Annotated in this window: 19 protein-coding genes and 1 pseudogene; 18 read left to right on the top strand and 2 right to left on the bottom strand. The window is 41.0% G+C overall.

All coding sequences use genetic code 11. The features are described 5' to 3' along the window. Position 1: 1 nt before the first annotated feature. The 5 genes from ESY88_RS01145 (at position 2) to ESY88_RS01125 (ending at position 8,184) form a co-directional block, all read left to right on the top strand. Positions 2-1,135 (top strand): SusE domain-containing protein, encoded by a 1,134-nt coding sequence (locus tag ESY88_RS01145; protein ID WP_147085010.1) that lies wholly within the window; start codon positions 2-4, stop codon positions 1,133-1,135. An 11-nt stretch (positions 1,136-1,146) separates the two neighbouring features. Then, a complete protein-coding gene (locus ESY88_RS01140; protein WP_147085009.1) occupies positions 1,147-2,946 on the top strand; it encodes a SusE domain-containing protein in 1,800 nt (599 codons plus the stop codon). 71 nt (positions 2,947-3,017) lie between these two features. Continuing rightward, positions 3,018-5,861 carry an alpha-amylase family glycosyl hydrolase gene (locus ESY88_RS01135; protein WP_147085008.1) on the top strand — a complete coding sequence of 948 codons (2,844 nt, stop codon included), beginning with the start codon at positions 3,018-3,020 and terminating at the stop codon, positions 5,859-5,861. Between the two features lie 328 nt (positions 5,862-6,189). Then, the gene (locus ESY88_RS01130) at positions 6,190-7,302 is read left to right on the top strand and encodes a formylglycine-generating enzyme family protein (protein WP_147085007.1); all 1,113 of its coding nucleotides are present in this window, start codon (positions 6,190-6,192) and stop codon (positions 7,300-7,302) included. Positions 7,303-7,401: 99 nt separating this feature from the next. Next, positions 7,402-8,184: an Fpg/Nei family DNA glycosylase gene (locus tag ESY88_RS01125; RefSeq protein WP_147085006.1), complete on the top strand. Its 783-nt coding sequence runs from the start codon at positions 7,402-7,404 to the stop codon at positions 8,182-8,184. Positions 8,185-8,327: 143 nt separating this feature from the next. Here the strand turns inward: ESY88_RS01125 and nhaA are convergent, their stop codons facing one another. Together nhaA and ESY88_RS21630 are read right to left on the bottom strand one after the other, a co-directional pair. Continuing rightward, on the bottom strand, positions 8,328-9,656 hold the full coding sequence (gene nhaA / locus ESY88_RS01120; RefSeq protein WP_147085005.1) for a Na+/H+ antiporter NhaA: 1,329 nt from the start codon (positions 9,654-9,656) through the stop codon (positions 8,328-8,330). A 435-nt stretch (positions 9,657-10,091) separates the two neighbouring features. Further along, positions 10,092-10,223 (bottom strand): hypothetical protein, encoded by a 132-nt coding sequence (locus ESY88_RS21630; protein WP_262713045.1) that lies wholly within the window; start codon positions 10,221-10,223, stop codon positions 10,092-10,094. A gap of 119 nt (positions 10,224-10,342) precedes the next feature. Between ESY88_RS21630 and ESY88_RS01115 the strand changes: the two genes are divergently transcribed. The 13 genes and pseudogenes from ESY88_RS01115 to ESY88_RS01055 form a co-directional block, all read left to right on the top strand. Next, positions 10,343-10,687, top strand: coding sequence for a cupin domain-containing protein (locus ESY88_RS01115; RefSeq protein WP_147085004.1), 345 nt, complete (start codon positions 10,343-10,345; stop codon positions 10,685-10,687). Between the two features lie 466 nt (positions 10,688-11,153). After that, on the top strand, positions 11,154-11,573 hold the full coding sequence (locus tag ESY88_RS01110; protein WP_147085003.1) for an HYC_CC_PP family protein: 420 nt from the start codon (positions 11,154-11,156) through the stop codon (positions 11,571-11,573). 148 nt (positions 11,574-11,721) lie between these two features. Beyond that, positions 11,722-15,489 (top strand): efflux RND transporter permease subunit, encoded by a 3,768-nt coding sequence (locus tag ESY88_RS01105; protein ID WP_147085002.1) that lies wholly within the window; start codon positions 11,722-11,724, stop codon positions 15,487-15,489. A gap of 53 nt (positions 15,490-15,542) precedes the next feature. Then, a complete protein-coding gene (locus tag ESY88_RS01100) occupies positions 15,543-15,911 on the top strand; it encodes a four helix bundle protein (RefSeq protein ID WP_223270680.1) in 369 nt (122 codons plus the stop codon). Next, positions 15,901-17,265, top strand: coding sequence for a TolC family protein (locus ESY88_RS01095; RefSeq protein WP_394343945.1), 1,365 nt, complete (start codon positions 15,901-15,903; stop codon positions 17,263-17,265). Before ESY88_RS01100 ends, ESY88_RS01095 begins: the two co-directional genes overlap by 11 nt. Positions 17,266-17,326: 61 nt before the next feature. Continuing rightward, a complete protein-coding gene (locus tag ESY88_RS01090; protein ID WP_147085000.1) occupies positions 17,327-17,893 on the top strand; it encodes a helix-turn-helix domain-containing protein in 567 nt (188 codons plus the stop codon). 77 nt (positions 17,894-17,970) lie between these two features. Next, positions 17,971-20,322, top strand: coding sequence for a multicopper oxidase domain-containing protein (locus tag ESY88_RS01085; RefSeq protein WP_147084999.1), 2,352 nt, complete (start codon positions 17,971-17,973; stop codon positions 20,320-20,322). A 2-nt stretch (positions 20,323-20,324) separates the two neighbouring features. Further along, a complete protein-coding gene (locus tag ESY88_RS01080) occupies positions 20,325-21,638 on the top strand; it encodes an APC family permease (RefSeq protein WP_147084998.1) in 1,314 nt (437 codons plus the stop codon). A gap of 33 nt (positions 21,639-21,671) precedes the next feature. Next, on the top strand, positions 21,672-22,220 hold the full coding sequence (locus ESY88_RS01075; RefSeq protein WP_147084997.1) for a hypothetical protein: 549 nt from the start codon (positions 21,672-21,674) through the stop codon (positions 22,218-22,220). 67 nt (positions 22,221-22,287) lie between these two features. Beyond that, the gene (locus tag ESY88_RS21780; RefSeq protein WP_147084996.1) at positions 22,288-22,479 is read left to right on the top strand and encodes an SHOCT domain-containing protein; all 192 of its coding nucleotides are present in this window, start codon (positions 22,288-22,290) and stop codon (positions 22,477-22,479) included. A gap of 5 nt (positions 22,480-22,484) precedes the next feature. Next, a complete protein-coding gene (locus ESY88_RS01065; RefSeq protein ID WP_147084995.1) occupies positions 22,485-22,871 on the top strand; it encodes a DUF302 domain-containing protein in 387 nt (128 codons plus the stop codon). A gap of 51 nt (positions 22,872-22,922) precedes the next feature. Continuing rightward, complete coding sequence (locus ESY88_RS01060) at positions 22,923-23,474, top strand: DUF3347 domain-containing protein (RefSeq protein ID WP_147084994.1); 552 nt, start codon at positions 22,923-22,925, stop codon at positions 23,472-23,474. A gap of 161 nt (positions 23,475-23,635) precedes the next feature. Then, positions 23,636-23,790, top strand: a pseudogene (locus ESY88_RS01055) (permease); the annotation flags it as partial. Positions 23,791-23,793 lie beyond the last annotated feature (3 nt).

The following is a 23,793-nucleotide window of genomic DNA, read 5'->3' as shown; positions in this document are numbered from 1 at the left end:
CATGAAAATAAGAACATATATCAAGTTTTTGCCATTTGTAATTTCAATGATTTTCCTCACAACATCTTGTGAGGACGACGCTTCCGAGTTTGTTGCTTCTGAATCAACGCCGATTGTTTTAGAGGAGTTACCAATCTCAGAAATTGCAATTGATGGATCAAATCCTAGTAATCCAGCTGTTACCTTCAACTGGAGCAATGCGGATTACTCGCAGGCCGTAGTAGAAAATTACGCCTTAGAATTTTCATCTGATCAAAGTTTTACCAACCCTGTGCAAGTTGCCAGTTCGGTTGGTGTTAGTTCGGCATCACTTACAATGAGTGATCTTAACGGAAGAGTGAGTGCTGCAGGTCTTCCGCCGCTGTTGATGAATCCAGTTTATGCTAGGGTAATATCGTCAATAGGGGTTCAAGCAGAATTGCAATCTGTTTCTAACATCATTAGCTTTAATGCGACCCCTTATTTCAACTATGATTTCTCTGACTTTTATCTAGTAGGAAATGGCACGTTGGCAGATTGGAACAATAACAACAACAACCCGCCTTTATTTAGAGATCCTAATGACAGTGATTTTTACACCTATACCGGCTTCTTCACAAAAGGCGGCGGAGGATTTGATGACGGTCGCTTCAAGATTTTAGAAACTAGAGGCATGTGGCAGCCGCAATGGGGTAACGCAGCTAGCGAAGGATCAGATAACGTTTCTGGAACGGGAGAAGTAGCCGGTAACCCTGGTACGCAGTCAAGTGACCCAGGACGCTTTGGTGTTCCTTCAGACGGATATTTCACGTTTACAATTGATTTTGATGAATTGACATACACCATCGATTCTTACGATGCCACAGGTGCTGTAGATTTTACAGATGTAACTGTGCAAGGCTCTGCTTTATCAGATGATACTGCTATGCAACAAACTGCTTTTGACCCTCATCTTTGGTACATCAATAACGTAGCGCTGCAATCAGGAGATCTTCAGATCGTAACAAATACTGGTGCTGCCTGGGGAGGAAGTTCAGCCTTTTCTGGAGTGGCTACAGAGGGCGGTTCAAGCATTCCTGTTTTAGTTCAAGCCAACTACGAAATCTGGTTCAACGACCTCACTGGTGATTATATTATGATCCCGCTAAACTTATAAAAATTAAAACTATGAAAATTACAAAATTTAGTGCTCTGATCCTTAGTTTGTTCTTTGTGTTCATGGCCTGTGAAACAGATGATAATGTCATTTTAACGAAGCCTGAAGCACAGTTTAAACTTTTAAGTCCAGGTGCTTCCAATATTAACTTAAATTATAATTTGCCAGACAATCCTGCACTTACGATAGTTTGGGAGGATGAATTGACTGCAGGATCCGGGGGTTACATGGTTGAACTCTCTTCAGATAATGATTTTGAAAGCCCAATGGTAATAGGTTCATCTCCCTCAGATAGTTTTACCATGACAGTTGCTGAGTTTAACAGCACCGTTCTTGGAGCTGGTGCAGATGCCTTTGAGCCTTTTACAGTTTTCTTGCGCGTGACTTCAGGATCACTGGTTTCAAATAGCGTAAGTTTCAGCGTGTCTTCTTATTCCGAAGCAGCACCTGTTGTTACTTCTCCAGATGGTAGTTTCAATTTGGTTTTACTTGAAACAACACCAACTGATACAGCCATATCCATGTCTTGGGATGATCCAGACTTTGGCGAAAACAGTTCTGTAGCGGTAAACTACGAAGTGCAATTTGCAGCAGGTGGTACAAATTTTGAAACTATAGTAGCTGAAAACGCCGGGGCTGAGACAACATTAGAATACACTCACGAAGCATTTAATGAAGTGGTTCTCAATGCTGGTCTCGCCGCTGAAGAAGCTGGAGACCTTGATTTTAGAATTAAAGCATCAATCATGATGGAAGGCGGCAATATGGAGCGCTTTTCTGAACCAGTGAATATCACAGTTACACCATATAGCGTTGAACTAGCACCTATACTTTATGTGGTTGGTGCTGGTGCCGTTGATGCTGGATGGTCTTGGGATAATCCCATTGAACTTCCACTACAAGGCACAGTTTACTCCGGTAATATCAATTTGATCAATGATGCCTTTAGATTTTTTACCGAGGCAACGAACTGGGGTAGCGGTTTAAATTATCCGTATTACACTTCAGTGGGTTACACAATTGATTCTAATCTTGTGAACGCTATGGATGGCGACAGCAATTTTCAGTTCACTGGCACGCCAGGAGAATACTTCATCCAAATAGATACCGAGGCCAAAACCATTACATTATCCCCTCCAGTAGTGGGGCCAAATTGTAATTTTGATCAATTATGGTTGGTTGGAGCTGGTACAGATGCAGGATGGTCCTGGGATAACCCAGTAGCCTTGCCATGTACTGGTAATGGTACCTATTCAGGAAACGTTACATTAAGCAATGACGCCTTTCGGTTTTTCTCAGAAAACACCAACTGGGGCTCAGGCACTAATTATCCAGGTTACCAAGGAAATGGTTACACCATTGACCCCGATTTAATCGATGCTATGGATGGTGATAGCAACTTCTTCTTTGATGGAACCCCTGGTACTTACCTCCTTACTGTTGATGACATTAACAAAACCATAACTTTAGATCCTGAGCAATTAACTTGCGAATTTGAACAATTATGGATAGTAGGAGCTGGTGCTGTTGATGCTGGCTGGTCTTGGGATACACCCGTTATGCTGCCATGTACTGGAGCTGGCATTTATTCAGGAGATGTGGCCTTAACTAACGATGCCTTTAGGTTCTTTACCGTAAACAGTGCTTGGGATTCTGGAATCAACTACACCACCTATGAAGGGTTGGGCTATACCATTGATTCTGTTTTATTGAATGCCATGGATAACGATTTAAATTTTTTCTTTGATGGCACACCAGGTACTTACACCATTACTGTTGATACTGTAGGCCTTACCATCACGGTAGAGTAAACAATTCTATAACTAATTGAAGGCTGTGTCATAAAACAACACAGCCTTTTTTACAAAAAAAATTATTTACAATGAAAAAACTATTACAACTACTGTGTTTTGCTGGGTGCTTATTTCCTCTAGGTGCTCAAACCATTACAACCGATCCCGCGTTTTTTGATGAAACCGAGGAAATCGAAATCATTGTCTCAGATTTCAACCCTCAGACCGCTTGGGGCGTCTCTGACCTTTATCTTTGGGCCTGGCATTTTGATGAAAACGGAAACCCAATCAATAACCCAACCGCAACAGGTACAGATTTTGGCAACTCTCCAGAGACTGCTAAGTTCACCAGTAATATGGATGGTACGTATAGCTACACCTTAACCCCAACAACGTTTTACAACAACACCAACATCTCAAGAATCGCCTTTTTGGTAAAGTCACAGGATGGCACCAGTCAAACCGACGATATCATCAAAGCTGTGGGCCGTGTACAAGTGAATATCAATAATCCATCCTCAAATTTGGTGCTGGTAAATTCCGGAGCAAATATTCCGATTAGTGCCAGTATCAATTTTCAAGGGACTACGACAGTCCAAGGTACCTTTGAGGTTTTTTATAATGATGTATCCGTAGCTACTGGTTCTTGTGGTTTCCCTGCTTGTAATACTACACTTTCCAATATCACCGAGAGTGGTACTGTTAGATTTGTGGGAACTCCTCCGGGATCTACAGAAACAGGAGAAACTTCCTTTGAAGTTTTAGTCACACCAGAGGTTGTTGCACAAGCCCTCCCTTCCAGTTTGCAGGACGGTATCAATTATGGCTCAGACCAAACAACGGCAACGCTCGTATTGACTGCACCTGGAAAAGACTTTGTTCATATCGCAGGAAGTTTCAACAACTACACGCCAACTAATTCAGATGTTATGAAGCGCGACCCAAATACTGGAAAATATTGGTTACAAATCAATGGCTTAACTCCAGGGCAAATAGAAACATATCAATACTGGGCTTACGATGCGACACCAATAGCAAATTCAAAAACTTTGGTAAAAGTTGCAGATCCCTTTTCAACATTGGTGTTATCGCCTTTCGATGATCCTTTTATCCCTTCTAATACATATCCTAATATTCCCACCTATCCTGCGGGTCAAAATTTTGAGGTAACCGTTTTACAAACAGGACAAACACCTTACAACTGGCAAGTAGATGATTTTAATGCCCCAAAAGAAGAAGACTTGATTGTTTATGAAGTTTTGGTAAGGGATTTTGATGCCGATAGAAATTACCAAGACCTTATTGATCGCATCGATTATTTCAAGAATTTGAACATCAACGCCATTCAACTCATGCCAGTTATGGAATATGAGGGCAATGAAAGTTGGGGCTACAATACCTCATTTCACATGGCACTCGATAAGTTTTATGGCACTGAAGATAAATTTAAGGAATTGATAGATTTATGCCACCAAAATGGCATTGCGGTTATTCTGGATGTGGCCTTAAACCATGCCTTTGGAAGAAACCCGTTGGTTCGTCTATGGGTAAACGACCCTGAAGGCGATGGCTTTGGAAATCCAAGTAGCGAAAACCCATACTTCAATGAGACTGCCAGACACAGTTATAATGTTGGTTCAGATTTTAACCACCAGAGCCCATTGACACAAGAATACACCAAACGCGTTGTAAAGCATTGGGTAGAAGATTTTAAGATTGATGGGTTTCGTTGGGATTTGACCAAAGGATTTACCCAAAATTGTACCGGAAGCGATGAAGGATGCACCAATGGTTATCAACAAGATCGCATAGATATTTTGAGAGAATATGCCGACTATTCATGGTCGCTCGATGAAGACCATTATGTTATTTTTGAACATCTTGGATCGCAGAACGAAGAAAAGGAATGGGCAAATTACCGACTGGACGAAGGCAAGGGCATCATGATGTGGGGCAAAATGACCGATCCCTACAGTCAATTGTTAATGGGCTTCAACACCAACAATAACATTAATGCTATCGGCCATAAATCCCGTTCGCAGTTTAATGGCCCAAGGGTTATAGGATATCCAGAAAGCCACGATGAGGAACGTTTAATGTACCGCGCCGTCACCTTTGGTAATGACTCAAATGGCTCGCATAATGTTCAAGATTTGAACACTGCCTTATCACGAATGTCTGCTATTGGCGCCATGACAATTACCGTACCCGGTCCAAAAATGCTTTGGCACTTTGCAGATTTGGGTATGGACAACTCCATCTTTACCTGTAATGATGGAAGTATAAACGATGATGGGTGTAAACTCGACACGAAACCACAACCTCAATGGACAGAAAATTGGTTGGCAGACGCCAACCGAAACAAGATTTACAACGACTGGGCAAGACTCAATGCGCTTAAGATCAACGAGCCTGTTTTTGAAGGCGATTACGCCATGACCACCGGCACTTTGACGCCAAGAATCGATGTGTTTGACACCTCACTCCCAACAACGGCATTGAGAAACGTAATTGTTTTGGCCAACTTTGATGTGGTATCACAAACCCTAAATACCAATTTCCCAACTAGTGGCACTTGGTATGATCTTATGGACGAAACTGGAGACACCACCCATAGCGCAGCAACAATTACCATTCCCGCAGGTCAATTCAGGATTTTTGGCAATCAAGCCTCCACTTTGAGTAGCGCTTCCATTGCTGCAGAAAATAATTTCAGTATCTATCCAAACCCAGCCAACAGCTCGTTTCAAACGAATAAGGCCATCAACAATTTGGATATTTATGACCTCACAGGGAAACTGATCAAATCATTCAAAGGCGATTTTTCTGCTTCAGAGCGTTTTGATATTTCAGATTTGACCCAAAGCATTTATCTGGTTAAAATTGAAACCAATACCGGTGCCACTTTGACTTCAAAATTGATTAAACTGTAATTCTATTTCTTTCAATCAATATCCTCGGGGCAAGCCCAGGACGTTTGAAATGAAAGATATACCTCGTATTACGAGACAAGCCTCGGGGAATAAAACCCTCTGCAGGGATTTAATTTAGCCCAAAAGGCCTTCCGCAGTATTCGGGAGGTCTTTTTTTATGCGCTCAAACAATGGCTAAATCCAAGTGTGCTAAGCCTAAATAATTTAGATTGGCTTCCGTAGCGCTTAAAATGATTATGATAGCCTTCCTTTTAGAGCCATTTTCTATCTTTGATATCCAAAAGTCTATTCCTCTACGGGATATTGCTTCGGAATAAATTCAAGTCACATGAACTTCAAAATTACTTTCATCATTGTTTTTGCCATCGTGTTTTTTTGCTGCAAGGAACAGCCGAAACCTGCCGTTGCAGCACAAGCCTCGAAAACTGCCGCAGCCAGAGTGCCGCATAAAATCCTAAAAGAACAGCCAAAAAACGTCTCAACCCCTCAAGGCATGGTTTGGGTTGCGGGCAAAACCTTTACCCAAGGTGCCAAAGCCAATGATGCTTTTGCAATGTCCCGTGAAAAACCGGCGCATCAAGTTACCGTAGATGGCTTTTTTATAGACATTACAGAGGTGACTAATGCCAACTATAAAGCCTTTGTTGATGCCACCAGTTATATCACGATTGCCGAACGTTCCATCGATTGGGAGGACATGAAAAAAAACCTCCCACAGGGCACGCCTAAACCAGCCGATTCCCTGTTGCAACCTGGTAGCTTGATTTTCAATAAAGCCGTCAGTGCGGTGGTCAATATGGACAATTATGCCCAATGGTGGACTTGGAAAATCGGTGCCGACTGGAAACACCCTGCCGGCCCAAATAGTCACATCAAGGGCAAGGACAACTTCCCTGTGGTACACATTGCCTACGAAGATGCCTTAGCCTATTGCGAATGGGCGAACCGGCGCCTACCAACCGAGGCCGAATGGGAAGCTGCCGCCCAAGGCACTGCGCGTGATGCCATTTTCACTTGGGGAGATGATGCCCAAAAACTCAACGAAAACGCAAACACTTGGCAAGGCAGTTTTCCTGTGAAAAATGAAAGCCTCGACGGGTTTGAATTCATAGCCCCGGCCAAATCCTATCCGCCCAACAGCATCGGGATCTATGACATGATGGGCAATGTTTGGGAGTTGACCTCAGATCTTTTCAATGTCAATTACTATCAAAGTCTTGACACCAACACAACATTGATCAACCCCAAAGGCGCCAAGGCGGGCTTTAACCCAGATAATCCCTACCAACCTGAACACATCATTAAAGGTGGTTCGTTTTTATGCCATGCCTCGTACTGCGCCAGTTTTAGGATTTCAGCACGAATGGGCACTGCTTTTGATTCGGGATCAGATCACACAGGATTTAGAACGGTGGCTACTGTCGCAATGCTGAGGGATTAACACACGCTAATGTGGCACTGTTTTGTTTTTCAGCATCAAAACGGACCCCAAAATCAGTTTTGAAACATGCATTATAATTACTAAAATCAAAAAATAACTATGCCAGAACTACCAGAAGTACAGGGTTATAAGGTTTATATTGACAGTACCTCGCTACATAAAAAAATCATGGGCTTTGAATGTCGTGATGCCAGATTACTTAAAAAACCCAAGGCCGATTTTGAGCAGCACCTTCTCAAACAAGAGCTTACTGAAACCCTGCGCATTGGCAAATACCTGTTTCTAAAAACCACTGGCGACAAAATACTCGTGATCCATTTCGGGATGACCGGTCGTCCCAATTACTATAAAGATGAAGAAGACCGACCAAAATTCGGACATATTGTACTGACTTTTGAAAACGGTTTTCACTTTGCTTTTGAAAATAAGCGAAAATTTGGCTGGTGGAATCTGATAGATTCCATCGAAGACTACAAATCTGAACACAAGCTAAGCGATGATGCGAGAGATTTAAGTCTGGAAGATTTCAAGGCTTCCCTGAGTAGCAGGAAGACCCATATCAAAAAAGTAATCATGGATCAAAGTGTTGCTGCCGGTGTGGGCAATTGGATGGCTGATGACATTCTCTACCAAGCCAAAATCCACCCTAAGAAAAAAGTACAGGACATGACCGTAAAAGCAATTGAACAGGTGTTTGATGCGATGAAAAATGTCATAGAAGTAGCGATAGCACATGATGCGCACTACAGTGATTTTCCGAAGCATTTTTTAATACACTTTAGAAAAGAAGGCGCTACCTGCTTCCATACGGGTGGTAAAATAGAAAAGATAAAATTGGGAGGCCGTTCCACCTATTTTTCTCCAGAGTTGCAGCAACTTTAGATCCTCAATTTTTGAGAAACTTCAACGGCCTCACTGCATGCGCCAAAAGAAAATTTGCAGCTGTTTTATGCCAAATCATTAGCAATAATCAACCCACACAGAATTGCAAAGCTCGATTCTTGTCTTAGGATTTAGACGCAATTTTAGCGGGTTATATTTATTTTATCGGCAGTGATCGCTTCCGGTTTTTTGGTGGCATCGTGTAGCACCCAATACCCCAAAACGCCATTCAATAATGAGGCCAAAAGAATGCCTATTTTCGCTTCTTCACGCACCACTTCATCCATAAAAGAAAGGTTGACTATGAATAATGACATGGTAAAACCAATACCGCAGAGCAACGAAATTCCCATGAGTAGTTTCCATATTTCGGGCGTTTGCGGCATGTTTTTATAGAAGAACTTCAAAAGGATCCAAATGGCCAATAAAACGCCGAAGGGTTTCCCTACGGAAAGCCCCAAAATAGTTCCCCAGGTTATTGGCAAGTGAAAGGCCTCATTTAAAATTTCAGAATTGAATACGATGCCCGCATTCACAAATGCGAATACCGGCATGATAAAGAAATACACCGGAGCGTGCAGTTTTCGCTCCAATCTCTTGAGTGGCGATTCCATCTCACGCTGGGTGTTTTCAAGATAGCGGTGCACTTCTGGAGTTGTCATGGCGAGCGTGCTATCCTTGGCTCTTTTAAAAAGCTTGAATCCCTTACGGGCAAACGCCTTAATCCTGCCTAACCTCCATTCGCGACGTAAAGGTACGGTCATCGCTAAAATTACCCCCGCGATTGTTGCATGGATCCCCGAAGCCAATACCGCCCACCATAATATAAAGCCAACCGCGAGATATGGCGTCAACCTATTGACGTTTTTATAGTTTAAAAAAAGCAGCACTAAAGTACAAATACCTGCTATCCCTAGCGCTTGCCAACGAATGTCATCGGTATAGAAAAAAGCAATGACCAATACAGCAATCAAATCGTCAACAACGGCAATTGTGGTAATAAACACCTTTGCCCATGAAGGCATTCTAGAACCGAGCATGGCAATGATGCCAATAACGAAGGCTATGTCGGTTGCCATTGGGATTGCCCAACCCTTAATGTAGTCGGTGCCCTGATTGAAGGCAATAAATATAAGTGCAGGAAACAAGGCGCCGCTTATGGCTGCAACCACAGGAAATATGGCCGATTTAAAAGTGCGTAAGCCTCCAAATTTCAGTTCGCTTTTGATTTCCAGTCCTACCAGTAAAAAAAAGAGCGCCATCAAAAAGTCATTTACCCAATGGTGCAAGGATTTTGAAAGATAGATCTCATCAAAGCCCATGGAAAACTTGATGTGCATCAACTCGGTGTAAAAATGCTTTAAAGGCGTATTTGCCACTATCAAGGCAGCTATTGTAGCCACAATTAACAGTATGCCCGGGGCGGAATCTTTTTTGAAAAAATTATTAAAACTTTGTGTGAGGTTTGCCATTGTTAGACAGTCGCTAATTAATTAGGATTCAATAAAAAATATTTACTATCAATATTAAGTTCATTGTTATGAAAAAGGATCATAAATAGAATGGTTGGAAAAAAAGGAAAAAAAAGGACTTTTCAAAATTTCTAAAAGCCAAAATCAATTTAAAGTCGTTTTTGCATGTGCTTTAATTGAGACCATTCCGTATTTTTTCAGATGCTTTTTTTTCAGCTGCAAAAATTATGAGAACCGAGAAAACGTCTTAAACGCTCCAACGCGACTATCTCAAACAACCACAACTTGGCAACAAATTTAGTGAATGAATGGATGGAAAGCCCAATAGTGTGTGTTTTATTGTTTTCTTATTCGAATAAATCTGTCGCTACCAGTAATTTGAGCTTCAGAAAGTTTACCGAAAACGGCACACTTTCTGTCTGAATCCAGCTATTTTTATTTCGGATAATTTTGTCCTAAATAAAAATAGGCGTAACTTTGCCGCAAGCTTCCATAATAGTACCTAAGCGTACTTATGGACGTCTTGCCAACAGGGATGCCATTACCATTGTCGCACTTATGCCCCATGGTTGGGGAATAAGTGACTTTGTGCCTTGACTATTACAGCAATTGACTCTGGAATTGATTCTTAAAAACATTATTAAAACAACACAAAATTTAATTAAACCTTATAAGATACATCGATTATGAAAACAGCATCATTGACAAACGACATAGTATATCACAAAAAACGACCAACCATTCAAGTATTGTTTGAGACGGAGACTGGAAAAGAAATCCGAATCGCGTTCAAGAAAGACCAAGTCATGAAAGAGCACAAAACCCCGTTTCCTATCGTGGTTGAAATATTTGAAGGCAGCATCGACTTTGGTGTGAACGGCAAACTTCACTCGCTTCACAAAGGCGATCTGGTTGCGTTGGAAGGCGGCGTACCGCACGATCTTACCGCCATCAAAGACAGCATTGTACGTCTAAGTTTGAATAAAGCCGATACTGCCAAACGCGTTGAGGATGTCGCAAAAAATTCTTAATGAATTGGATTTGAAAGCCATTTCAGAATCAATTAAGCGCCAGCATCTATACTCCTAAATTCCTCTTGATAGGCAACTATGCATTGCTGTTAAATTCATCTGAAATCAATGATTGGCTGTCTTTAAATCGCGTTTATGGAAAAATCACGCATCAATCACACTTTATATTGCGGGCTGGCAGTCATGACAACCAATTTGTTTCATCAAAATGAATTTTACGCAAAGCCGTCTTGAATAAACCAAAGGGAAAACAACCGGTTCAATTGTAACTGATGATTTTTGAAGCGCGGCCATATTCAAAACAATGGGTACCGGCTTTTGCTGCAATGCTAATTGCAATATTGAATTATAGCATCAAACCTCATCTACAACAATACCGATGATGCCTTTGGCTATTTAAACTCCAATCCTCTAACAATTAGTTAAAAAGCACCTAAAAGTCAATTTTTATGCTAATTTTGTCTTAATGAAACAATTTTTTCACAAATCACTGGCAGTTTTTATGGCGAGTGTCGTTTTTATGACGACAATGTCATTTACTATGGACATGCATTATTGTGGAGATACCTTGGTTGATTTTTCTTTTACGCAACAAGTGGAAACCTGCGGGATGGAAAATACCCAGAACACTTCTAACTGTGAGAATCCTACGCTTTCAGAAAAATCCTGTTGCACCGATACCCAAGTGATTAAAAAAGGTCAAGATGATCTAAAAGTTTCTTTTGATAAGCTTTCCTTAGAGCAACAAATCTTTGTTGCATCCTTTACCTATTCTTATATCAGTCTCTTTGAAGGAACAGCGTCCGAAGAGATTCCGTTTTTCGATTACGCACCACCCTTTGTTGAACGGGATGTGCAAGTACTGCACCAAACCTTCTTAATTTGATGTATTAGACAGTCCCAGTTCCGATAGCATGGCTATCAGGATCGGGAAATAAGCCCAGCGGCAAATCCGTTTTGGGCCTATTTTGTTGTTTCTAATGTTTTGGAAAACAACCAAACACCGTTTTATAACCGTCTAATAATCAATACCTATGCTCAATAAAAGCATCAAATTTCTTATAGAAAATAAGTTGGTCGCTGTGCTGTTGCTCGCGCTATTCGTGGGTTGGGGAATTGTCAATGCACCTTTCAACTGGGACACGGGTATTTTGCCCACAGATCCTGTGTCTGTGGATGCCATACCCGATATTGGTGAGAACCAACAAATTGTGTTTACCAAATGGCAGGGACGCTCGCCACAGGATATTGAAGACCAGATTACCTATCCGCTTACCACTTCTTTATTAGGGATTCCTGGCGTGAAAACGATCCGTAGTTCCTCCATGTTTGGGTTTTCCAGCATCTATATCATTTTTGAAGAAGATATAGAATTCTATTGGTCACGTAGCCGAATCCTTGAAAAACTGAATTCATTACCCAGTGGATTATTACCCAATGACGTCAATCCAGCTTTAGGCCCAGATGCAACAGGTTTGGGACAGATTTATTGGTACACGCTGGAAGGTCGCGACAAAGATGGTAATGTAACAGGCGGTTGGGATTTACACGAACTACGCAGCATTCAGGATTATTACGTAAAATATGGCTTATCCTCAGCTAGTGGCGTTTCAGAAGTGGCCTCCATTGGTGGTTATGTGCAAGAATATCAGGTAGATGTGGATCCTGAAAAAATGCGCCAATACAACATTGACTTAAGTGCCATTGTTAAGGCAGTTAAGGAAAGCAATCAGGATATAGGCGCGCAAACCTTAGAAATCAATCAAGCGGAATATTTAGTTCGTGGATTGGGCTATGTAAAGTCGATAGAAGACATCGAAAACGCTGTGGTTACTTCAGAAAACTTCACTTCGCTGCGAATTAAAGACATCGCCAAAGTGCATTTGGGACCTCAAACCCGGCGTGGCATTTTGGACAAGGAAGGAGCGGAAGTCGTTGGCGGAGTGGTGGTCGCTAGGTATGGAGCAAACCCATTGGAAGTCATCAACAATGTAAAGGAGCAAATTGCAGAATTATCCACAGGACTTCCCACAAAAGTGTTGGAAGATGGTCGCATCTCCCAAGTTACCATCGTTCCTTTTTACGATCGCACCGAACTTATTCAAGAGACGCTGCACACGCTCAATGAAGCGCTCACGCTCGAAATTTTGATTACCATTTTGGTCATTATCGTGATGGTATTCAATCTGCGCGCCTCCATCCTCATATCTGGATTGTTGCCTGTTGCTGTATTGATGGTTTTCATTGCGATGAAACTTTTCGACGTCGATGCAAATATTGTGGCCTTATCTGGTATTGCGATTGCCATAGGCACCATGGTAGATGTGGGCGTCATCCTTGCCGAAAACATGATTCGGCATTTGGAGGATGAGAAACTGCGATTCCAAGAAAACGGCGTCGAATACACCACAAACGAAATTATCTATAATGCCACAGCCGAAGTCTCTGGCGCCATATTAACAGCGGTTTTAACTACCATTATTAGTTTCATACCCGTATTTACATTGATGGGTGCTGAAGGTAAATTATTCCGCCCGCTGGCCTTTACCAAAACAATGGCACTCACGGCAGCATTGATCATCGCACTTTTCTTAATCCCACCGTTTGCTGCATACCTGTTTAGAAAAACCAATATCAGAGAACGTTCTAAATACATTCTTAATGGAGTGCTCATCATGCTGGGTATCGCAGCGATCATTTATGGCTATTGGCTAGGTTTGACATTGATTGGCTTTGGGGTGGTTGCACTTTTGAGCGTGCGGAAAATCGTCACAGCAAAAAGAGCCAACCTCATCCATATCATTATTTCCTGCATTGCGATTGTGTTTTTACTCGCAGAATACTGGCGACCGCTAGGTTTTGACCGAAGCATTATCATGAATTTGATTTTTGTATCGATTATATGTTTTGGGCTTCTGGGTATATTTTCAGTTTTCCGAAGGTACTATGACGATATCCTGCGCTGGGCACTTCACAATAGACTGCTGTTTTTAATCATTCCCACAACGGTCTTGATTTTAGGCATTCTCATCATGCGCAATACCGGCAAAGAATTTATGCCGGCGCTTAATGAAGGTTCGTTTTTATTAATGCCTACCTCCTTACCCCACGCAGGTGTGGAAGAAAACAAACGCGTGTTGCAGCAGCTCGATATGGCTGTTGCCAGTATTCCAGAAATTGAGACTGTGGTAGGAAAAGCTGGGCGAACAGAATCTGCGCTCGATCCTGCGCCGCTCTCGATGTATGAGAATATGATTCAGTATAAATCTGAATATATGCGCAATGAAAATGGTGGCCGTCAACGTTACCGCGTAAACGATGATGGTTTATTTATTCTGAAAAACAACAAATTCATCATCAATCCGAATAATGAAATCGATGACGATGCAAACTATGAAGCATCCCAACTCAAAACAAGCGCATCTCACGACGATTTGATTGCAGACGATGATGGCGAATATTACCGAAACTGGCGACCTGATATCAACAGTCCTGATGACATCTGGAATGAAATCGTAAAAGTGACCAAATTCCCAGGAGTGACTTCTGCGCCTAAATTACAACCCATTGAGACCAGACTTGTGATGCTGCAAACAGGAATGCGAGCACCTATGGGGATCAAAGTCAAAGGCCCCGATTTGAAAACCATAGAAGCTTTCGGCTTAGAGCTAGAAGACATTCTCAAACAAGCAGAAGGTGTTAAAAAACAAGCTGTTTTTGCAGACCGGATTGTTGGGAAACCTTATTTGCTTATTGATATCAAGCGAGACCAATTAGCACGTTATGGCATTTCTGTTATGGATGTTCAGGAAATATTGCAAGTCGCGGTTGGCGGTATGCCACTTACCCAAACGGTGGAAGGTCGGGAGCGCTATGGGATAAGAGTGCGCTATCCTCGTGAGCTACGCGAAAATCCGGAAGATTTAAAAAGCATTTACGTCCCTGTTGAAAAGGGAAGTCCGGTGCCTTTGGGCGAATTGGTGGACATACGCTACGAGCAAGGGCCACAGGTTATCAAAAGTGAAGACACCTTCTTGATTGGCTATGTATTATTTGACAAACTCGATGGCTTTGCCGAAGTTGATGTGGTAGAAAATGCGCAGGCGCTCATTCAGCAAAACATCGATAATGGCGATTTGATAGTGCCACAAGGGATCAGCTACCGATTTACGGGAACTTATGAAAATCAACTTCGCGCAGAAAAAACATTATCTGTGGTCGTGCCTTTAGCCTTAATTATCATCTTTTTGATTCTGTATTTCCAATTCCGTTCGGTTTCCACATCGCTTATGGTTTTTTCAGGAATAGCAGTGGCGTTCGCCGGCGGATTCATAATGATCTGGTTATATGGTCAGGATTGGTTCTTTAATTTTAGCTTTTTTGGAGAGAATATGCGAGATCTTTTCAATGTGAAAACCATCAATTTGAGTGTGGCGGTTTGGGTAGGTTTTATTGCGCTTTTCGGCATCGCTACAGATGATGGCGTGGTCATGGCCACCTATCTCACTCAGTCTTTTGACCGTGAAAATCCAACGGATAAAAAGGGAATACGGCACGCAACCTTGGAGGCTGCTGGCAAGCGAATTCGTCCTTGTTTAATGACTACCGTAACCACCATACTTGCGTTACTTCCCATACTTACCTCCACAGGAAAAGGAAGTGACATCATGATCCCGATGGCAATCCCAATTTTTGGTGGGATGATTATCGATATTACTTCGTATTTCTTGGTACCGGTACTGTTTAGTTGGAGGGAAGAGATGAAGTTGAAGAAGAAAAGGAGGATAGAGGCTAGAAGTTAGACGCTGGAGGCTAGATACTAGAATTTAGAGATTAGATAATTAAAATTTTGGAAATGATAAAATCATACAAAGATTTGAAAGTACATCAAGCGGCGTTTTCGCTCGCTATGGAACTATGCTGGCTAACGCGAAAGTTTCCTAAAGAAGAAATCCATTCGCTTAGGTCTCAAGTTGTAAGATGCTCGCGTACGGTTTCTGCAAATATTAGTGAAGGTTGGGCAAAAAGGGAGTATGAGGCAGTCTTTAAACAACAGCTAATAAATGCCTTAGGGTCAAATGCAGAAACAGAAAACTGGTTGAATTATGCCATCGAATGTAAATACATTGAACAATCCGTTTTTGAAAGAGTGCTCAAACAAAATGATGAAATAGGCAAAATGCTAACCAAACTTCATAAAAACTGGACTACTTATGAAAAATAGAAAGATTTCCACAACTTCAGTAATCGTACAGTTATTTAAGAGATTAGGTAGCTACCAAGCTAAGAGTTTGATACTTCCATTTTTTGGCATGCAGCATCAGGTTTCTAGCGTCCAGGTTTCAGCCTCCAGCTTCCAGTTTCTAATAACCCTAACACTAGCTTTGGTTGCCCAAAACTTCGCATCAGCGCAATCCTTAGAAAGTTACATCGAAGAAGCCACAGCCTCTAATCCAGAAATCCAAGCCTTTGAACTGCGCTACAATATTGCGGAAGAGAAAGTCAACGAGGCCAATTGGATTCCCAATACAGAAGTGAGCGCAGGCTACTTTTTAAGCGAAACAGAAACTCGCGTGGGTGCACAGCGGGCAAGAATAGGGTTCAAGCAAATGTTGCCTTGGTTTGGCACCATTAGCGCGCGTGAAAATTATGCGTCCTCAATGGCCGAAGCGGAGTTTGTTGAAATCACGATTGCTAAAAGAAAATTGGGGTTGTCGGTGGCTGAAACCTATTACAAGCTCTATGAGATTCGCGCAAAACAGATTGTGCTTGTTGAGAATATTCAGCTTTTGGAAACCTACGAACGTTTGGCACTAACATCGGTTGAAGTAGGCAAAGCTTCAGCAGTCGATGTATTGCGATTACAGATCAGACAAAACGAGTTGGTTCAGGATAAGAAAGTACTGGAACAACAGGCTTTTGGAATCCAGGCGGCGTTCAATAGCCTCCTCAATCGCGACCATGATGTCCCAATTGAAACCGTTACTGAGTTAGCATTGCCTGAGGAAGAAACTGCTTTTAGTTATGATGGTCTATCACTCAATCCCGAGCTGCTCAAATACGACAAGCTCTATGAATCTGTCGCACAATCTGAACTGCTTAACCAGCGCGAAAGCGCCCCAATGATCGGGTTCGGACTGGATTATTTACCTGTAAGTAAAAGAACAGATATGGATCTTTTTGAAAACGGTAAGGATATCGTGATGCCTATGGTTTCGGTTACCATTCCCATTTTCAACAACAGGTATAAGTCCATTTCAAAGCAGAATGAGCTGCGGCAACAAGAAATAGAGACCCAGAAAGACCAGCGGTTAAATGTATTGGAATCTGCTTTGGCCAAAGCGATATCGCAACGCAACCAGGCACGTATAAAATTCGAAATACAAACCAAAAACCTAAAACAAGCCCAAGATGCCGAAGAAATCCTGATTAAGAATTATGAAACGGGAACGATAGACTTTAATGACGTGCTGGATATTCAGGAATTGCAAGTAAAATTCCAGATGAATTTGATAGAAGCGGCACAGATGTATTATGTGCAATCGGCGCTTATCAATTATTTAACGAAGCAGACCTAACAGGGTTTCAAAACAGGCCTTACAGGTTATTGAAACCTGTTAGGTCTAAAATAGAATACTAATGAAGCAAAATTTCTACATAAAAAATATGGTGTGCGATCGTTGCATCAAGGTGCTCAAAAATGAAATCGAAGCTCAGGATATCGCATTGGAAGAGATTGAACTTGGACGTGTTCAATTAGATATTCAAGATGATAGTGAGTTAGAAAAACTTAAAAATATTATTGAGAGCAATGGTTTTGAACTCATCGATGCTGCTGAAGATAAATTGACTGAGCAGGTAAAGATTCAACTCATTAAAATAGTGGATGATCTTCCACTTGAATTACACGAAAAACTGTCGACGCATCTTGCAAAAACAATGCATCAAGACTACTCAAAAGTGAGTAAAGTATTCTCTTCTACGGAAGGCATTACCATTGAAAAATACTTTATAAAGCTAAAAATTGAGAAAGTAAAAGAACTGATTCAGGCACAGGAAAAAAACTTCACAGAGATAAGTCAGCTTCTGGATTATAGTCATCTCAATCATTTGAGTAGGCAATTTAAAGCCGAAACAGGCTTAAGTCTTTCAGAATACAAAGCAGAACAAAAAAACACTAGAAACCCATTGGACCAAATTGTATAGATATGAACCATAATTGTGACACAACGCACTGAATAACAAAAGTATATTTGTTATCCCTTGTGTTAAAATTCAAAACTATGAAAATGAGACTGTTAGTTGTGCTATTGCTGTGTATTTCCTTTGGGGCAAGTGCGCAACTGACTGCGAATAAAACTGAAGAAAATGTAGATAACTGGCCAGAACGTGTTTATGACCTAACAATAGATTACAAAACGGTAAACTTTACTGGCAAGGATATAAAAGCAATGACTGTGAATGGAGGTATACCTGGTCCTAATCTGGAATTCAATGAAGGGGAGTTTGCGATTATCAATGTAACCAATGCGATGGATGAAGAAACATCAGTTCACTGGCACGGGCTTATTCTGCCTAATTTCTACGACGGTGTGCCTTACCTAACCACACCCCCCATTAAACCAGGCGAAACTCTACAATACAAGTTTGCTTTGAAACAGTCTGGAACCTATTGGTACCATTCGCATACGGGATTACAAGAACAGCGTGGTGTGTATGGTAGCATTCAAATAAACCCAAAAGAAACCAATTTAGAATACGATAAAGACTTGGTTTTAGTGCTTTCAGACTGGATGGATGAAAATCCGAAATCACAGCTCAAAAATTTAAAAAGGGGTAACGAATGGTATCTTATTAAGAAAGGGCAGATACAAAGTTGGGACAAAATAATAAAGAAAGATGCCGTGGGTGCCAAATTAAAAATGATGTGGCAACGTATGCCAGATATGGCTATTCTTGACAATTATTACGACCGGTTTTTTATTAATGGCCAACCTACTCAAGACTATAATGATTTTGAACCAGGGGAAAAGGTACGAGTCCGTTTTGTAAACGCTTCGGCAGCAACCTATTTCTGGTTGACCTTTGGCGGTAACGACCCAATGCTAGTGGCTTCAGATGGATTGAAGGTTGTGCCCATCCAAAAGAATAAAACGCTTATAGGGGTTGCCGAAACCTACGATTTTATCGTTACCATTCCCGAAAATGCTAAGCTAGAAATACGAGCGACTTCTCAGGACGGTTCAGGACAGGCATCGGCTTATTTGGGAGATGGCGACCTACTTAAAGCGCCTGTAGTTCCAGAGCCAGATTTAATTGAGAGCATAAAACACATGATGGCTATGGACATGAAAATGGGTGCACCTGCAGCAAAATTCAATCCTTCTAAAAATGATTCCATTAAGTATATGAAAAAATATGCAATGAAGATGGATGGGATGGCCATGAATGATGATATGAAAGCGGGTGATGTGTCAAAAAAGACTGATTCCATGAGCATGAATCAGGATAAAATGGACATGAAAATGAACGATAAGTCTATGAAAAATGGGGATATGAAAGACATGAAGATGGGCTACATCATACCAAAAGATAAAGTGATAGGCGACAATATGAAAACCGGTGCTAATCCCGAATTCAATTACAATTATCTGCGCTCGCCAGAACCTACAGCGTTTGAAAGTGACAAACCTGTTAAGGAAATACTATTCAACTTAACGGGTAATATGAATCGATACGTGTGGAGTATCAACGGTGTGCCACTTTCAGAAACTGATAAAATTAAAATTGAACAAGGAGAAGTGGTTCGTATCACCCTAAACAATTTAACAATGATGCATCACCCCATGCACCTACATGGGCATTTCTTTAGAGTATTGAACGAAAATGGCGAGTACTCTCCATTGAAGCATACTGTAAACGTAGCGCCAATGCAAAAGGTTGTAATCGAGTTTGATGCGAGTGAACAAGGCGATTGGTTTTTTCATTGTCACATATTATATCACATAAACAGTGGTATGGCTAGGGTTTTTAGTTACGACACGCCACGGGACGAGCGTTTGAAAGCATTTCCACTCAAAAACCTAACCAATGAAGCCGATCATATCTATACTTGGGGAGAGGTGACCGCAGCAAGCCATATGACAGAGTTCTTCTACACGGCGACGAACATACGTAACCAATTCATTTTACGAGGCGAATACGGATGGAATGAAAATTTGGAAGCAGAATTCACTTATGAACGTTGGCTAAACAGTTACTTCCGCGTATTTGGCGGTGTAAATGTTGAGAATGAGATGGAAGATAGTATGGATGAGATTGGAGCCACAGGAGTTGTAGGTGTGCGCTATTTGCTCCCACTTCTCATTGATTCAGATTTGCGCATAGACAACAAATTGAGACCTATAATTTCACTGTCAACCGCCACAATGATTTTTAGAAGGGTGGCCATTTTTGGGGAGTATGAATACCAGATGGATTTTGGCTGGGTAAATGATTTTGAAGCAGGCACCGATTTTAAAGAAGAAACCGTTTGGAAGCTTGGCTTAGAGTATGTATTGAGCCGAGACTTTTCATTGATGGGCAGCTATGATAACCGCTTTGGTGCGGGTGGCGGTCTATCATTAAGATTTTAAGTATGGATAATACCTATAAAAAAGACAGTTTATCACTCATTGGAGCCATCGCTTTAGGTACTGGTGTCATGATTGGTGCAGGTATTTTTGCCTTATTGGGTCAGGTGGCTGAACTGTCTGGTAATTTATTTCCCTTTGCCTTCATTGCTGGAGCGATAATTTCAGGATTTAGTGCTTATGGCTACATCAAATTGTCAAATGCATTTCCATCCTCGGGTGGTATCGCAATGTATTTGGTTAAAGCCTATGGCAAAGGTACTATTGCGGCATCGGGTGCACTTTTAATGGCATTCTCAATGATTATCAATGAGAGTCTGGTTGCCCGTACTTTTGGTTCTTATACGCTGCAGCTTTTTAATGTAGGCGACAACAGTGTTTGGGTGCCCGTATTAGGAGTACTCCTTATTGTTGGTGCCTTTCTGATTAATATTTCAGGAAATAATATTATTGGAAAGTCGTCATTGATTATGGCTATCATTAAGGTTGGAGGCATTGCCATTTTTGCCATAGGGGCACTTTGGGCGGTTGGATTCTCTTTTCAAGATGCAATTTCATTGAATAATTCGACAGATTATCCTATTACAGATTACTTAGGCGCATTGGCTTTATCCATTTTGGCTTATAAAGGATTTACGACGATCACAAACAGCGGCGGAGAAATTGTAAACCCAAAAAAAAATGTGGGCCGAGCTATCATCATTTCACTTTTAGTATGTACTGTAATATATCTATTGGTGGCATTTGCAGTGTCATCAAATTTAACGATTTCAGAAATTGTAGCAGCAAAGGATTACTCATTGGCTGAAGCTTCCAAGCCCGCTTTTGGAAAATATGGATTATGGTTCACTGTTGGTATAGCCATAGTGGCGACCATCTCGGGAATTATAGCCAGCATCTTTGCCGTATCAAGAATGACCGCCATGTTGACGGATATGAAACTTATTCCTCACAAACATTTTGGTATGCCTGGGAATGTTCAAAAACACATGCTGGTGTACGTAGCTGTTATTGCCATTGCACTTACCATATTTTTTGATTTAAGCCGCATCGCTTCGCTAGGTGCCATATTTTATTTGGTTATGGACATTGGGATCCAATGGGGCATTTTGCGTAACTTAAGAAAAGAGGTTAAGGCCAATTCAGCTATAATCATAACTGCGATACTTTTAGACGTCATCGTTTTAAGTGCCTTTTTATGGATTAAAGCAAGCTCCGACATCACAGTCATCATTGTGGCATTAGTGGCTATGACGCTGATCATTTCTGGGGAAAGATGGTTTTTAAAAACCAATGAACAGAAACAGGATTCAGAATAAAAAATACATATAAATAATCTAAAAATGAAAAAAATGAAAAACGCAAGAACAACAACCGTAAAAATTTTGATGGCAATTGGATTAGTGGGAACAATGATCAGTTGCAAATCAACCTTCAACGCCAACGAGACATTGCAGGTTGACGAAAATAGAAATGCCATTTATCAAGAAATCATTTCAAACCCTGTCCAGTTGACCAATTTCATCAGTGAGGCACAAAAAAGTGAAGCTGCCAAAAAGTTAATGATGCAGGCCCATATGGCACAGATGGAATCTGGAAACATGAAAATGATGATGGAGAAAAACCCTGAAATGAAAGAAAAAATGCAGTCGCATATGCAGATGATGATGGAAGAAAATCCGGAAATGATGCAAAAGATGTATTCTAAAATGCTCAACAAAATGATGGAAAATGAAAAAGATCGTAAAATGCTGATGGATGAAATCCATTCTAATAAAATGATGAAAAAGGATATGAAAGCAATGATGATGCAATTGATGAATGAGAACCCTGAAATGAAGGAAGAAATGAAGGAAAAAAACCCCGAAATGATGAAGAAAATGAAAAATGAAGGACAGTAAATACCGAGTCTAAAGATTGGGTTAATTACGTATGAAAACAATTAGTTAACTTTAAAACGATATAACTATGATGATGTGGTGGTGGATACTGATACCGGTTCTGCTCGTATTGGGCGCAGTTCTATACATTAGAAGAAATAAAGAAAACATCAGATATAGAGAAAATCCTATGGCTATTTTGGACAAACGATTTGCCAAGGGCGAGATAAACAAAGAAGAATTTGAAGAACAAAAACGAACGTTGAACACTAAAAATTAAAAACCATGAAGTATTATTTTAACAAAACGATCAAAGGCACTTTTGAAGAGGTTATCGATAAAGTCACAATAGGATTGAAAGAAGGAGGTTTTGGCATACTCACAGAAATCGACATCAAAGCGACCATGAAAAAGAAACTTGATGTGGATTTCAAGAAGTACAAAATCCTTGGCGCCTGTAATCCACCTTATGCCTACAAAGCCCTACAGGCAGAAGATAAAATTGGAACCATGCTTCCCTGTAATGTCATTGTGCAGGAAATTGAAGACGGCGTTATTGAGGTCGCGGCCGTCAACCCAATGGCATCCATGCAGGCAGTAGAGAATGAAAAATTGAACGACATTGCCAATGAAATAACTGCAATGCTGGAAAAAGTAATTGAAAGATTGTAATGTTCATCCTAAAAATCAATAATTATAAACAGAAACTTAAATTTAAAAAAAATGAATACATTAAAATCAACATTAGGTGTAGTTGCGATAGCATTTATAACCTTAACAGCAGTATCGTGTAAAGATGCAAACAAAAATGAAGCTCCTACTCCTATGGTTAATCAGATGCATCAAGAATCAATGACAGATGATGCCGAAATGGCGAAGCCAACGTTTACAGATGAAAATACTCAAGCGATGTTTCAGCATTACATCCATATCAAAACAGCCTTGGTAAATTCAGACGCAGCAGAGGCACAATCTGGTGCTCAAAAACTGATGGAATTCACAGAGGATACTGCGTTGAAAAGTACACTTACCCAGATTGCAGATTCAGAGGATCTAGAAGCACAACGTACAGCATTCTCTGATCTTACTGAGAAAATGACACTTGTGGTTAACGCATCATTGACCGATGGCGCCGTTTACCAGCAGTTTTGTCCTATGGCTTTCAATAACAAAGGCGGCTACTGGTTGTCCACAGAGAGCGAAATCAAAAACCCGTATTATGGAGACCGTATGCTCAAATGTGGTAAGGTTACGGAAACTTTGGTAGGTAAATAATGATAGAGTAAAAGAGATGAGTGGCGAGTGAAATACTAAAATCAGGTAGCTTGAGCTTTTTATCCTTAATACTTTGTACTTGATTCTTTATCCTTAAAAGAATGGACGACTTTCTAAAACAATGGGGCGAAGCTGCCTAAACCACCACCGGGTTTTTCTGGATGGCGTTATGGGCGTTTGTATTAGGCTACATCATTAGTAGCATGATACAGATTTTTGTGACCGAAAAAAGGATGCAAAAAGCGATGGGAGAAAACGAAGGCAAAAGTATGCTCTTGGGAACTTTTTCGGCTTTATAAGTAGCTCCTGTAGTTTTTGG

The sequence above is a fragment of the Subsaximicrobium wynnwilliamsii genome, from assembly GCF_007997225.1.
GTDB classification, from domain to species: domain Bacteria; phylum Bacteroidota; class Bacteroidia; order Flavobacteriales; family Flavobacteriaceae; genus Psychroserpens; species Psychroserpens wynnwilliamsii.
This window is presented reverse-complemented; position numbering and strand designations above follow the sequence as displayed.